The 14,350-nt window shown below is 58.6% G+C and carries 13 protein-coding genes; 10 read left to right on the forward strand and 3 right to left on the reverse strand.

Annotated features, from left to right (window positions below):
- Positions 1-106: 106 nt before the first annotated feature.
- Positions 107-775 (reverse strand): class I SAM-dependent methyltransferase, encoded by a 669-nt coding sequence (locus tag ACR0AZ_RS14725; RefSeq protein WP_480660172.1) that lies wholly within the window; start codon positions 773-775, stop codon positions 107-109.
- Between the two features lie 443 nt (positions 776-1,218).
- Between ACR0AZ_RS14725 and ACR0AZ_RS14730 the strand changes: the two genes are divergently transcribed.
- The 10 genes from ACR0AZ_RS14730 to ACR0AZ_RS14775 all read left to right on the forward strand — a co-directional run bounded on the left by ACR0AZ_RS14730 (position 1,219) and on the right by ACR0AZ_RS14775 (position 12,191).
- A complete protein-coding gene (locus tag ACR0AZ_RS14730) occupies positions 1,219-3,162 on the forward strand; it encodes an AMP-binding protein (RefSeq protein WP_480667806.1) in 1,944 nt (647 codons plus the stop codon).
- A gap of 79 nt (positions 3,163-3,241) precedes the next feature.
- Positions 3,242-4,060: an ABC transporter ATP-binding protein gene (locus tag ACR0AZ_RS14735; protein WP_170694891.1), complete on the forward strand. Its 819-nt coding sequence runs from the start codon at positions 3,242-3,244 to the stop codon at positions 4,058-4,060.
- Positions 4,061-4,138: 78 nt separating this feature from the next.
- Positions 4,139-5,125 (forward strand): branched-chain amino acid ABC transporter permease, encoded by a 987-nt coding sequence (locus ACR0AZ_RS14740; RefSeq protein WP_480471387.1) that lies wholly within the window; start codon positions 4,139-4,141, stop codon positions 5,123-5,125.
- Between the two features lie 2 nt (positions 5,126-5,127).
- Positions 5,128-5,385 carry a hypothetical protein gene (locus tag ACR0AZ_RS14745; protein WP_480667748.1) on the forward strand — a complete coding sequence of 86 codons (258 nt, stop codon included), beginning with the start codon at positions 5,128-5,130 and terminating at the stop codon, positions 5,383-5,385.
- A 3-nt stretch (positions 5,386-5,388) separates the two neighbouring features.
- Positions 5,389-6,465, forward strand: coding sequence for a branched-chain amino acid ABC transporter permease (locus ACR0AZ_RS14750; protein WP_480471389.1), 1,077 nt, complete (start codon positions 5,389-5,391; stop codon positions 6,463-6,465).
- Between the two features lie 74 nt (positions 6,466-6,539).
- Positions 6,540-7,823 (forward strand): ABC transporter substrate-binding protein, encoded by a 1,284-nt coding sequence (locus tag ACR0AZ_RS14755; protein ID WP_480471390.1) that lies wholly within the window; start codon positions 6,540-6,542, stop codon positions 7,821-7,823.
- A 108-nt stretch (positions 7,824-7,931) separates the two neighbouring features.
- Positions 7,932-8,765: an ABC transporter ATP-binding protein gene (locus ACR0AZ_RS14760; RefSeq protein ID WP_480471391.1), complete on the forward strand. Its 834-nt coding sequence runs from the start codon at positions 7,932-7,934 to the stop codon at positions 8,763-8,765.
- 19 nt (positions 8,766-8,784) lie between these two features.
- The gene (locus ACR0AZ_RS14765) at positions 8,785-10,002 is read left to right on the forward strand and encodes a phenylacetate--CoA ligase family protein (protein ID WP_480471392.1); all 1,218 of its coding nucleotides are present in this window, start codon (positions 8,785-8,787) and stop codon (positions 10,000-10,002) included.
- Between the two features lie 93 nt (positions 10,003-10,095).
- Positions 10,096-11,760, forward strand: a complete 1,665-nt coding sequence (locus tag ACR0AZ_RS14770) for an ABC transporter permease (RefSeq protein WP_480667749.1) — start codon at positions 10,096-10,098, stop codon at positions 11,758-11,760.
- 80 nt (positions 11,761-11,840) lie between these two features.
- A complete protein-coding gene (locus ACR0AZ_RS14775) occupies positions 11,841-12,191 on the forward strand; it encodes a DUF2794 domain-containing protein (RefSeq protein WP_480471394.1) in 351 nt (116 codons plus the stop codon).
- Here ACR0AZ_RS14775 and ACR0AZ_RS14780 read toward each other — a convergent pair.
- Positions 12,188-12,925 carry a C40 family peptidase gene (locus ACR0AZ_RS14780; RefSeq protein WP_480471395.1) on the reverse strand — a complete coding sequence of 246 codons (738 nt, stop codon included), beginning with the start codon at positions 12,923-12,925 and terminating at the stop codon, positions 12,188-12,190. The genes ACR0AZ_RS14775 and ACR0AZ_RS14780 overlap by 4 nt on opposite strands.
- A complete protein-coding gene (locus tag ACR0AZ_RS14785; protein ID WP_480667750.1) occupies positions 12,922-14,304 on the reverse strand; it encodes a leucyl aminopeptidase family protein in 1,383 nt (460 codons plus the stop codon). The genes ACR0AZ_RS14780 and ACR0AZ_RS14785 overlap by 4 nt, the downstream gene beginning before the upstream one ends.
- Between the last annotated feature and the right edge of the window lie 46 nt (positions 14,305-14,350).

Here is a 14,350-nt window from a genome sequence, read left to right on the forward strand (position 1 = left end):
AACGCCAGACGCGTTCTGCGTGGTCGCGGCAGTGCGGTTCGGGTTGAAGCATGCTCAAACACTTTGGTGCGCAGTGCTGCGACGCGCCTCAGGACCTTTGCTTCATTCATGGCTGTTTTTCATAGATTGCTCGGGCCACGATTGCGTCTTCTGACTTGTATTTGGCAAAACCGATACCTTCGATTCCGTAGCATTTCATGAACTGGCACCGTTCCATTTTTTCATCCAGTTCAGCCGCGCTCAGGTAGCGCCGGAAATGCGGAGCGGCGACTTTTTCGGTGTTTCGATCTGCCAATGTCCGGTATTCGAATGCAACAATATCTCCGGGTTCACATCCGTTATGGAGCGCATCAATCAGCGCATCTTCCTCGTCGTCTGTAATCGCGTGCAAAAAGAAACGCGCGTAAACGCACACGGTTTCGGCGCGCCGCTCAGACAGCACCTGTCGAACCCGTCCATCCTTAAGATTGGTTCTGACAAACTCGAGGCCATCTCCGCCCTGCAATCCTGCGTGTTTCTGCGCTGACTCGACGGCGGCCTCTGATGCATCCAATCCGGTTACTTTAAATCCATGACGTGAAAAGAAAAAACTATCACGTGCATTTCCGCACCCGATATCAATGACGTGTGCTTTCCGATCAATTTCATTGGCCACAAACGCGGCAAACTGTGACGGCAGCGACAGCTCCCACGACTCTGCTGAGCGGGTATAAAAGCTGTTCCAGAATGCGTGTCGATCTTCAGGCGGGACCAGCCCAAGTGAGTTTTCGGTCATTAAGGGTATTCTTTCATGCGGCAGTTGAACGACACTGCGAGAGTTTTGTCAGAGCTCCGGCACGACTGCAATTGCTTCTTCATTCGCAATTGCCAGGGGCGAAACACTGTGGCTTGCAAACCAACTCAACTCGCATTGGAGTCTTTCTTTGGGTATGCCGTCTGTTTCGTCCAACTGTATCTATTGTTGTCGGTTGCAGCGTGACTTGTCCCGGTTTTTCATTTTGTACATCTTGTACAACTCGGAAGATCACCCCTCTGACGCTGTTACAATTCGTAAGAATTGAGAAAACATCAGGCAAAACTTGACGCTGATCCTCCGCCTGTCCCTAATCGGGGCATTGGCATTCGGGCACTATCCCGGAGCCGCCATTTCCGGCCCGGAGGAGGGGTCGGGTGGGGAGGAGAAAAAGATTGGCTCAGACGCAGTCGGGCGCTGAAGGGATGCAATCTCTTCCGGCGCTGTTACACCGCAATGTCATGCAGTTCGGGAATGCCCCGGCCTACCGTGAAAAAGAATTCGGCATCTGGCAATGCTGGAGCTGGGCAGAGGCCGCGAAAGAAATCCGCGCTATTGCGTTGGGGTTTCTGGAAATCGGTGTTGAACCTGGCGACCATATCGCCGTCATAGGCCGCAACCGTCCTGCACATTACTGGTCGATGGTCGCGGCGCAGATGGTGGGTGCGGTTCCGGTGCCTCTGTATCAGGACTCGGTCGCCGAAGAGATGGCCTATGTGCTGGAACATTGTGGCGCGAAATATGTCGTCTGCGGTGATCAGGAGCAGGTCGACAAGGTCATCGAGATTCAGGAAAACCTCCATCAGGTCAAACACATACTCTATACCGACAAGCGCGGGATGCGGAAGTATGACCACTCCCAGATGAACGCGCTCGAGGACATCATGGCCGAGGGCAACGCCGGTCACGCGCGGTTTGATGCCGAGCTGGACAAGCGCATCGCAGCGATCACCTATGACGATACCTGCGTGATGCTCTATACCAGCGGAACAACGGGCAAGCCCAAGGGTGTTGTGCTGTCGAACCGGAATGTCATTGAAAGCGCCAAGAATTCTGCTGAATTCGACCACCTGACCCGGAATGAGGACATCCTGTCCTATCTGCCGATGGCTTGGGTGGGCGACTTCATCTTCTCCATCGGTCAGGCCTATTGGTGCGGCTTCTGCGTGAACTGCCCCGAAAGCGCCGACACGATGATGACTGACCTGCGCGAGATCGGGCCGACCTATTTCTTCGCTCCGCCGCGCGTGTTCGAAACCCAGCTGACCAATGTGATGATCCGGATGGAGGATGCAGGCAAGCTGAAGCAGCGCATGTTCCACCACTTCATGGCGCACGCCAAGAAGGTTGGTGGCCAGTTGCTGGACGGGAAGCCCGTCGGGTTTGGCGACAAGATGAAATACGCGCTGGGCAATATGCTGGTTTATGGGCCGCTCAAGGATACGTTGGGCTATGGCCGTTTCCGTGTGGGTTATACGGCGGGCGAGGCGATTGGGCCGGAAATCTTTGATTTCTATCGTTCTTTGGGGATCAACCTGAAGCAGCTTTATGGCCAGACCGAAGCGACCGTGTTCATCACACAGCAACCCGATGGCGAGGTGCGCGCGGATACGGTTGGCGTACCGGCCCCTGCGGTTGAGCTGAAGATCGATGACAGCGGCGAGATTCACTATCGCTCGCCGGGTGTGTTTGTGGAGTATTACAACAACCCGGATTCCACGGCTTCGACCAAAGATGCCGAAGGCTGGGTGGCCACCGGGGATGCCGGATTCATCGAGGAAACCTCGGGCCATTTGCGGATCATCGACCGCGCAAAGGACGTGGGCAAAATGGCCGACGGGTCGATGTTCGCGCCGAAATATGTCGAGAACAAACTGAAGTTCTATCCCGATATTCTTGAGGTCGTGCTGTTCGGCAATGGCAAGGACCGTTGCGTGGCTTTCATCAATATTGACCTGACGGCGGTAGGAAACTGGGCGGAGCGTAACAACGTGGCCTATGCCTCTTATCAGGAACTGGCGGGACATCCCCGTGTGTTAGAGACGATTCGAAGCCACGTCGAAGAAGTGAACAAGTCGGTCGCGGCGGATGAGATGCTGTCGGGCTGTCAGGTGCATCGCTTTGTGGTTCTGCACAAGGAACTGGATGCGGATGATGGTGAGATGACCCGGACCCGCAAGGTGCGCCGTGGCTTTGTCGAGGAGAAGTTCCACGACATCATCGCAGCGCTTTATGACGGGTCCGAGAGTGTGTCGACTACCACCGAAGTGACCTATGAGGATGGTCGCAAGGGTTCGATTTCTGCGACGCTGGAGATTGTCGACGCACCGGTGGTGCCGGTCGCACAGCATAAGGTGGCGGCGGAATGATGGGCCTGGCGCGCGCCGCTCGACCTGCGGTCATCGCCCCGCCCGCCGTCCCGTTTTTGCGTAAGTCTGGGAGAGGCTGATGCTGGATAATTCCGAAGGATATGTCACCGAAGACGGCCGCAAGATCGGCGGCGTGGTGATGGAGATGAAGAACATCACCCTGCGTTTTGGCGGTGTGGTGGCGATCAAGGATATCTCGTTCGATATTCGCGAAGGCGAAATCCGCGCGATCATTGGGCCGAACGGGGCGGGCAAGTCCTCGATGCTGAACGTGATCTCGGGGTTTTATGTCCCGCAGGAAGGTGAGGTCTGGTTCCACGGGTCTAAGCGCCCGCCGATGCGGCCCTTTGAGGTGGCGCAGCAAGGGATTGCGCGGACGTTTCAAAACATCGCTCTGTTCGAAGGAATGAGCGTTCTGGACAACGTCATGACCGGGCGCTTGGGTTACATGAAGACCAACATTTTTCAGCAAGCTTGGTGGAAGGGTAAGGCCGAAGCGGAAGAGACTGAAAACCGCGAGGCCGTCGAGAAGATCATCGACTTCCTTGAAATTCAACACATCCGCAAGACACCCGTGTCGCGCTTGCCCTACGGCTTGAAGAAACGCGTTGAACTGGCACGTGCGCTGGCGGCAGAGCCCAAGCTACTGTTGCTGGACGAACCGATGGCCGGGATGAACGTTGAAGAGAAAGAGGACATGAGCCGCTTTATCCTCGACGTGAATGATGAGTTTGGCACAACGATTGCCCTGATCGAACATGACATGGGCGTTGTAATGGACCTGAGCGACCGAGTGGTCGTGATGGATTATGGCAAGAAAATTGGTGATGGCACGCCGGACGAGGTGCGCAACAACCAAGAGGTCATCGACGCCTATCTGGGGGTCAGCCATGACTGACCTTCGAGCCGCGCCAAGAAAATTCGCCGAATTTTCTCCTGCCCTGTACCCGACAACATTTGATCGGAGGACCCTCTGATGCCTGAACAACTCGTATTTGCGATGGAGGTCATCCTCAACGGTCTGATGGCCGGGGTCCTCTACGCTCTGGTCGCGCTGGGGTTTGTGCTTATCTACAAGGCATCCGGCATTTTCAATTACGCCCAAGGGGTTATGGCCCTGTTCGCAGCGATGACGCTGGTTGGGATCATGAATGGTCAGGTGCCCTTTGCGCATCTGATCAATGCGACCTTCGGCACGCATGTCTATAATTTCGGTTGGAACGTGCCTGCGCTGCTGGCGATCCTTTTGACCATGGCCGTAATGGTGTTGCTGGCCTGGGCGGTGCAGCGGTTCGTGATGCGCCATCTGGTCGGGCAGGAACCGATCATCCTGTTCATGGCAACCATCGGTCTGGCCTATTTCCTAGAGGGTGTGGCTGACCTGATGTGGGGATCCGAGATCAAGACGCTGGATGTAGGCTTGCCGCAAGGCATCAACCTGTGGATCGATGAGACGACCTTCAACATCTTTGATTACGGCTTCTTTATCGACAATCTGGACATCGTGGCGACGATCATCGCTGCACTTCTAGTGGCGGCTCTGGTCGCATTCAGCCAGTACACCAAGCAGGGCCGGGCGATGCGCGCGGTGGCGGATGACCATCAGGCGGCGCTGTCGGTGGGAATCTCGCTGAACTTCATCTGGGTCATGGTCTGGTCGGTGGCCGGGTTTGTGGCGCTGGTCGCAGGCATCATGTGGGGCACCAAATCAGGTGTGCAGTTCTCGCTGTCTCTGATCGCGCTCAAGGCGCTGCCGGTACTGATGCTGGGCGGGTTCACTTCGATCCCCGGCGCCATCGTCGGTGGGCTGATCATCGGCGTGGGCGAGAAGCTGTTCGAGTTCGCACTCGGCCCCGCGCTGGGTGGCGCGACCGAGAACTGGTTTGCCTATGTTCTGGCGCTGATCTTTCTGGTGTTCCGGCCGCAGGGTCTGTTCGGCGAAAAGATCATCGAGAGGGTGTAGCGATGACCAAGCTGATCGCCATCATCAACGTGATCGCATGGGCAGGGTTCTGGGCCTTCGGATATATCGCTCTGACCTCCGATGACCTGAGCGAAGGTCAACTGGTGATTGCCGCGATTCTGGCCTTTGCCGGGCTGGTCATGGGTGTTCTGGCTTACATGAAACTGGTGCGCGCCTCTGAGGCAACCGGATATGCCAAAGGCACCAACCAATTGGACGCCGCAGCCCGGAACCGGGCGCAGGAAGAATGGGGAAAGTAAGATATGTTTTATCGTGAGGCCGGGGATTTCAAAACCTCTTACATCGCCGACAGCCAGACTTTCCCGATCAAGTTTGACCGGTATCGGTATTATGTCGTGCTGGCGGTGGCGTTCGGGATCATTCCGTTCATCATCAACGACTATTGGGCGAATGCGCTGCTTCTGCCCTTCCTGATCTACGCCATTGCAGCGATCGGGCTGAACATTCTGGTTGGTTATTGCGGGCAGGTCTCGCTGGGGACCGGTGGGTTCATGGCTGTGGGGGCCTATGCCTGCTACAAGCTGATGACGGCCTTTCCTGATGTCAGCATGTTCATCCATGTGATCCTTGCCGGAGGTGTCACGGCGCTGGTGGGCGTGTTGTTCGGCCTGCCGTCACTGCGGATCAAAGGGTTCTATCTGGCGGTGGCCACACTGGCAGCGCAGTTCTTCCTTGTGTGGCTCTTCAACCGGGTGCCGTGGTTCTACAACTACTCGGCCTCGGGTCAGATCAACGCGCCGGAACGGGATGTGTTCGGCATTATCATCACTGGCCCGAACGCGCCGGCGTGGGCGACCTATCTGTTCTGCCTGATCTTCCTGACGGTCTGCGCTATCATCGCCCGCAATCTGACGCGCGGTACCACGGGCCGGACCTGGATGGCGATCCGCGACATGGACATCGCGGCCGAGATCATCGGGGTGAACCCGCTCAAGGCCAAGCTGACCGCCTTTGCCGTCAGTTCGTTCTTTGTCGGTATCTCGGGTGCGCTGTTCTTTGCCGTCTATCTCGGCGCTGTCGAAGTGGGCGAGGTGTTCGGTATCCAGAAGTCATTCCTGGTGCTGTTCATGGTCATTATTGGCGGGCTAGGTTCGATTTTCGGGTCCTTCGCCGGGGCAGCCTTTCTGGTTCTGCTGCCGGTGGTACTGAAGTTGCTTGGCGTCGATCTGCTGGGCTGGCCCACGGATATCGTCGCGCATCTCAACCTCGTGATCGTGGGCGCGCTGATTATCATGTTCCTGATCCTCGAACCGCACGGGCTGGCGCAGCTGTGGCGTGTGGCGAAAGAAAAACTCAGACTCTGGCCGTTCCCGCACTAAGGGGTCTGCCCAACGAAAAGACGGGTGTGAAACCCGAAACCCAACATCGGATCAATCAAGGGAGGAGACACCCGATGAACAAGAAACTGGCAACCCTGGCGCTGGGCGCCGTGATGGCCGCAGGCCCGGTCATGGCCGACCTTGTGTTCCCGTCGCTCAGCTACCGGACTGGCCCTTACGCGGCAGGCGGTATCCCGTTTGCAGACGGTTACGCCGACTATTTCACCCTGCTGAATGAACGCGATGGCGGCATCGGAGGTGTTCCGGCCAAGGTGATCGAATGTGAAACCGGCTATAACACTGAAAAAGGCGTGGAATGCTATGAATCGACCAAAGGCGAAGGTGCTCTGGTCTATCAGCCGCTGTCGACTGGCATCACCTATCAGCTGATCCCCAAAGTGACAGCAGACGGTATCCCACTACACACGATGGGCTATGGTCGGACCTCTGCCGCGAACGGCAAAGTGTTCAGCCATGTGTTCAACTATCCGGCCAACTATTGGAACGGTGCATCGGGTTCGATCAACTATCTGCTTGATGAAAACGGCGGCGACCTGAGCGGCAAGAAAATCGCGCTGGTCTATCACAACTCGGCCTACGGCAAAGAGCCGATCCGCACGCTGGAAACACTGGCTGAAAAGCATGGCTATGAGCTGACCCTGCTGCCCGTTGACCACCCCGGTCAGGAGCAGAAGTCGCAGTGGCTGCAGATCCGCCGTGAAAAGCCCGACTATGTGATCATGTGGGGCTGGGGCGTCATGAACCAGGTTGCGGTTCAGGAAGCTGCCAACATCCGCTTCCCGATGGAGAACTTCATCGGCGTCTGGTGGTCCGGCGCGGAATTCGACGTTGAGCCCGCAGGCGACAAAGCCACCGGCTATAAGGCGCTGACCTTCACTGGTCTCGGCAAAGACTATCCGGTCTATGACGATCTGCAGAAATATGTTGTGGACGCGGGCAAAGCTGCAGGCTCAGGTGATCAGCTGGGCACGGTTCAGTACAACCGCGGTCTCTATGCCGCGATGCTGGCGGCCGAAGCCGTAAAGACCGCACAGGACATGCACGGCACTGCTGACATCGACGCATCGATGATGCGCGATGGCATGGAAGCGCTGGAGATCACCAATGCCAAGATGGAAGGTCTGGGCATGGCCGGTTTCGGGCCCGAGTTCTCGGTTTCCTGTGAAAACCACGGTGGCCCCGGACTGGTCGGCGTCGTTCAGTGGGATGCGGCAGCTGGCACCTGGAACCCAGTTCAGGACTTCAAGCCAACCGATGTCGAGGTCATCAACGCGCTGATCGAAGAAGACTCGGGCGCTTACGCGACTGAAAACAACATTTCGGCACGCTGCGAATAAACAACGCTGCGCCCCGAACGATCTGGGGCGCATAGACAATCGGAGCGGCGGGTTGCCTGCCGCTCCTCACGAACCGCCCCTGAGGGGCAGGCATGAGGACACGCGCTGATGCTGGATGCGGCACAAACCACTGACGTGCAGGCGGAAACCCTGCTTGAGGTCAACAATATCGAGGTGATCTACAACCATGTGATCCTCGTGCTGAAAGGCGTCAGCCTGACTGTGCCCAAAGGCGGCATCACGGCCTTGCTGGGCGGCAATGGCGCGGGCAAGACTACGACGTTGAAGGCGGTATCGAACCTGCTGCATTCAGAACGCGGAGAGGTCACCAAAGGCTCGATCAAGTACCGCGGCGAGAGCGTTCACGAAAGTGATCCCGCCGATCTGGTGGAAAAGGGCGTCATTCAGGTGATGGAGGGCCGCCATTGTTTTGAACACCTCACGGTCGAGGAAAATCTGCTGACCGGCGCTTATACCCGCAAGGATGGCTCGGCTGCGATCCAGCAGGATCTGGAATTGGTTTACAATTACTTCCCGCGCCTCAAGGAACGCCGCCGCAGCCAGGCCGGTTATACTTCGGGTGGAGAGCAGCAGATGGTGGCGATGGGCCGGGCGCTGATGTCGCGCCCCGAGACCATCCTGCTTGATGAACCTTCGATGGGTCTGGCCCCACAGCTGGTTGAAGAAATTTTCGGCATCGTGAAGGACCTGAACGAGAAAGAAGGCGTGTCCTTCCTGCTGGCCGAGCAGAACACAAATGTGGCTCTAAGATTTGCGCATTACGGCTATATTCTGGAATCCGGTCGCGTGGTGATGGACGGCCCCGCAGCGGAACTGCGCGAAAACCCGGATGTGAAGGAATTCTACCTCGGCATGTCGGATGAAGGCCGCAAAAGCTTTCGCGATGTGCGCTCATACCGCCGCCGCAAGAGATGGCTGTAAGCGGGTGGAGGATATTTCGATGACCTATTTCGACAAGCTTGAAACCCGATCCGCCGATGAACGCAACGCCGATCACGCGCGCGCTTTGCCTGAACAGATCGCGCGCGCAAAATCGGCCCCCGGCTATGCGGATATCCTTGCCGGGATCGACGCGAACGCCGTGACCAGCGCCGAGGCACTGGCCAGTTTGCCGGTGCTGCGCAAGTCGGATCTAATACAGGCGCAGGGCTCCCGCCCCCCGTTTGGTGGCTTTACTGTCAAACCCGCGCGTCATTTCCAGCATGTGTTTCAGTCGCCGGGCCCGATTTATGAACCGGGCAGCACCGACCATGACTGGTGGCGGATGGGCCGGTTCCTGAATGCCGCCGGGGTTGGCCCGGGCGATATCGTTCAGAACTGCTTCGGTTATCACCTGACACCTGCCGGGATGATCTTTGAAAGCGGCGCACAAGCCGTTGGAGCTGCCGTGCTGCCCGCAGGAACCGGGCAAACAGAGCTGCAGGTGACCGCAGCGCGGGACATAGGTTGCACCGCTTACGCGGGCACGCCGGATTATCTGAAGATCATCCTCGACAAAGCTGATGAGATGGGGGTTGCTCTGCAATTCTCGAAGGCCGCTGTGGGTGGCGGTGCGCTGTTCCCATCTCTGCGTCAGGAATATGCGGATCGGGGCATTGCCTGTCTGCAATGCTATGCGACAGCTGATCTGGGCAACATCGCCTATGAAAGCCCCGCCATGGAAGGCATGATCATCGACGAACATGTGATTGTTGAGATCGTCACCCCCGGCACCGGTACGCCGGTCGCACCCGGAGAGGTTGGTGAGGTGGTGGTGACGACGCTCAACCCCGACTACCCGTTGATCCGCTTTGCCACGGGCGATCTATCGGCGATCATGCCCGGAGAATCCCCTTGCGGACGCACAAACTTGCGGATCAAGGGCTGGATGGGTCGGGCCGATCAGACCACCAAGATCAAGGGCATGTTTGTCCGCCCCGAGCAGGTTGCGGCGCTGGTCGACAAGCATGATGAGATCGTCAAGGCCCGCGTTATCGCCGCCCGCCAAGGCGAGATGGATACCATGACCGTCCAGATCGAAAGCCCCTGCGAGAATGATGGGGCCTATGCCAAATCGGTGGTCGAGGTGCTGAAACTGAAAGGCGCGATCGAGGTCGTGGCCCCCGGCTCTTTGCCCAAGGACGGGTTGGTGATCGAGGATCAGCGCGTCTACGAATAGCGATCTGCCGCAGATTTGTTGGCCCGCCCACTGGTGTTTCTTAGCGTTTTGGTCGATTAAAGGCAGACCCTGCGGGATTCTCAGTCAGACGCCATGGCCGAAGTCGAATATTCAGAACACGGAACGCACAATCGCGGAGCCTTGGGCACGCGATTGGTAGGCGGTATTGCATACGCAGTGGCCGCAGCCTGCCTGTTGCCGATGGTGGCCGTTGTTCTGGCGGCGGTGACCGGTGGCACTGACACGATTTCTCATTTGTTAGAGACTGTTTTGCCTGGCTACGCCCTGACCACAGCGATCCTCGTGGTGCTGGTCGCGGCGGGCACGTTCTCGATTGGCGTCGGCGCTGCCTGGCTGGTTACGATGACACGCTTCCCCGGCGTGCGCGTGTTGGAGATCGCCCTGGTCCTGCCGCTGGCTTTTCCGGCCTATGTGCTGGCCTATGCCTACACCTTCATTCTGGACCATCCCGGAATTGTGCAAACCACACTACGCGAGGTCACCGGTTGGGGCCCGCGCGACTATTGGTTCCCCGAAGTCCGCTCGACCGAGGGTGCAGCAGTGATGCTGATCCTCGTGCTCTACCCTTATGTCTATCTGCTGGCGCGCGCGGCCTTCCTGCAGCAAAGCGCCACGGCCTTTCTGGCGGCTCGAGCGCTGGGCAATGGCCCGTGGCATGCCTTCTGGCGTGTCTCGCTGCCGATGGCACGCCCGGCGATTGCCGGAGGTGTGTTGCTGGCGGTGATGGAGACCATCGCCGATTTCGGCACCGTCGCCTATTTCGGTGTGCAGACCTTTGCCACCGGCATCTATACCAGCTGGTTTTCCATGGCCGACCGCGCCGCTGCGGCGCAGCTTGCCCTGTGTCTTTTGGGTTTTGCTCTGGTCATGGCCGTGGCTGAGCGTACGCAACGGGGTAAGGCCAAATATTATCAGGCGGGCAAACGTCATGCAGTGTTGCCAGCGGCAAAGTTGAAGGGTTGGCAATCGCTCGCGGCGTTTTTGCTCTGCGCGATTCCGGTCTTGTTCGGGTTCCTCCTGCCCGTAGTGATCCTTGTGCAGATGGGTCTGGAATCCGAACAGAACCTGCTTTCACGCCGCTATATCGGTTTCATACAAAACTCACTGACGCTGGCCGGTACTGCAGCGGTGATCACGGTTTGCGCGGCAATTTCGGTGGGGTTCTTCCAACGTCTGCGCCCGGGGCGCGGGGCGGCTTCGGCAGCTTACATAGCACGGTTGGGTTATGCGGTGCCGGGCGGGGTGATCGCCGTTGGACTGATCGTGCCCTTTGCTGGATTTGACAACGCGCTGGATGCGTGGATGCGCCAAACCTTTGATATTTCGACAGGGCTGCTGGTCACCGGGTCCATATGGTTACTTATTGCCGCTTATATGGTGCGCTTTCTGGCCGCCGCGCTCAGCGCTTATGAAGGCGGCCAGAGCACGGTGCACGCCAATATGGACGCTGCCGCGCGGTCGCTGGGACAGAGTCCTCTGGGTACCCTGCGCCGGGTGCATCTGCCGATCCTGACGCCGTCGCTGCTAACCGCGCTGCTGATCGTTTTCGTCGACGTGATGAAAGAGCTGCCCGCAACCCTGATCATGCGGCCCTTCAATTTCGACACGCTGGCGGTTCAGGCGTATCGTTTGGCCTCGGACGAACGGCTTGAGGGCGCGGCGGTGCCGTCGCTAGTCATTCTGGCCGTCGGGCTGCTGCCGGTGATCCTGATTTGCCGTCAGGTCGGGCGTCGGTAACCGCACACGACGCTTCAAAAATACAACACCCGTTTTGCGCTGGGCTTGATTCAAATGCAATTTCCGGCAAGGCTTGTGGCATGAACATGCAGCCTCCCAGCCGGTTCGGGTCCGGCTCTGCCCAGATGCCGGTCGCGTTTGACCGGCGCGAGATGTCTCAAATCCTGTCAGTCTATGGCCGAATGGTCGCCGCCGGAGAATGGCGCGATTACGGGATTTCGAACCTGCGCGATACGGCGGTGTTTTCAATCTTTCGCCGGACGGCCGAGCATCCGATCTATCGGGTCGAGAAACACCCCCGTCTGCGGCTGCGGCAGGGGATGTATTCGGTGGTTGGTATGGACGGGCGCATCCTGAAGCGCGGACATGATCTGCGTGCCGTTCTGCGGGTGCTGGAGCGCAAACTGATCCGGGCTGTTGACCCGGATTAGAGCCTTTTATGCGCCGTGACTGGCCCATCGCCCTGTTGTGCAATGCGGGCAATAGCCTGATCCATCGGTTCCAGCGCAACCGCCATGTGATAGGCGTTGGCATGCAGCAGAAGGTTCTCGGCGGCGACCCATGCGACATGGCCTTTCCAGAACAACAGATCTCCGCGTTTTGGGGGGGTGCCTTCGGGCACGGGTTCACCAACGGCATGTACCTGATCGCCGCTGTCTCCGGGACAGGGAATGCCGCAGGCCAGAAGGGCGGCTTGCACCAGACCTGAACAATCCAGCCCGAACCGGCTGTTGCCACCCCATAGATATGGCGTGCCCAGAAACAGCTGCGCGGCAGCGACCGGATCGGTAAGGCGGGAATAGGCGGGCACCGCGTGAGCCTTGGGGATGAACCCCAGCGCCGTTTCCAAAAATCCATCCTGTTCTGACAGAACCCTGATTTTGCTTCCAAAACTCAGCGATATCTGATCGAGGCTTTTCATATCCGGCGCGGCATAGGCATGGGTCGCGGCGGCAACGATCCAATGCGTCTGTGGTTCAATCGGGCCTAGATTGTCTGTCACGACCCAGCCGGGGTAGCCGTCCTTTGCCGATATGATCCTGCTCCAACCGTCCTGCTCTTCGACGACGGATACGGTGTCTCCAAACAACAATTGCCGGTCGCGTGGCCCCTCGGGCTGACGCAGCAGATCGACGACCGGTCGGATAATGCGGGCTTCACTCATAGATCGAGAATCTCAGGCAGAGCGGTCAGCAGGGCGCGGGGACCTTGACCCAATCCGCCTTTGTTGCGCCCCGGTTCCTTGCCGCGTTGCCATGCATAGATGTCGAAATGCATGTACCGGCTGTTACCCACAAAACGACGCAGGAACAGCGCGGCGGTAATCGAGCCTGCAAATCCGCCAGATGGCGCATTGTCCAGATCGGCAATTCCCGGTTCGATCAACACCTCGTAAGGTTCGTGAAACGGCATTCGCCAGACCGGATCAGCAGCGGCACGGCCTGCGCGCGCCAGAGCCTCTGCGGCCCCATCATCATCGGTATAAAACGGGGCCAGATCGGCCCCCATGGCCACCCGCGCCGCGCCTGTCAGTGTTGCCATCGAAATCACCAGATCAGGCTCTCCCTCCTCGGCCAGTGCCAGAGCATCGGCCAGCACCAGTCGCCCTTCGGCATCGGTGTTGTTGATCTCGACGGTCAACCCGTTGCGCGCGGTCAGGATATCTCCTGGCCGGAAGGCGTTGCCCGCAACCGCGTTCTCAACCGCCGGGATCAGCACGCGCAGCTGCACATCCAACCCCAGCTTCATGATCATCTGCGCCAGCCCCAACACATTGGCGGCACCGCCCATATCCTTTTTCATCAGGCCCATGGAGGCGCCGGGCTTCAGATTCAGTCCTCCAGTGTCGAAACAAACCCCTTTGCCGACCAGCGTCAGCTTTGGCCCACTTCTGCCCCAGTTCAGCTCGATCAGGCGCGGCGCTTGTGCGGCGGCACGACCGACCGTGTGGATCATCGGGAAATCCTGTTCCAGCAGAGCATCGCCCGTGATGACCGAACAGCGCGCGCCACATTCCTCGGCAAGAACTTCTGCCGCAATCTGCAACTGCTCAGGCCCCATATCCGAGGCTGGCGTATTCACCAGATGTCGGATCAGAAGCTCGGCATTGGCCAGAGTTTCGATCCGCGCTGTATCGATGCCTTCAGGGGCGACCAGTTTGGCCTTGGCCGGGCTGCTCGGGGCGTATCGATCGAAAACATAGCCGGTCATTAGCCAGCCGAAGCATTCGGCCTCCAGCACGTCGGCCGGTACACCGGACGCGATGCGATAGGTGCCTTCGGGCAAAGCCTCGGCCGTTGCTGCCAGCGGAAAGCGCTTGCGCGCCCGCTTGGCTGCGTTGCCGTAGCCCGCCAGTGCAACCTCTGGTGCGCCCTCTGGTCCCGGGATCAACAAGGTCTGCCCCAAAGCAGCGGAAAAGCCATTCGCCGCCACCCAATTCTGCACCGGGCTGGGTTGATCCGATAGCCATCCATCAAGCTCGGACTGGTCGAGTACGTAGAGCGGAAGCGCAGGATCGGAAGGCGGGGCAAAGCAAAGGGTCATAGGTGTCTCGACTGGATCTTGTTGCGCCCAGACTAGCCGCCTGCGA

The organism is Ruegeria sp. BE3 (genome assembly GCF_056538865.1).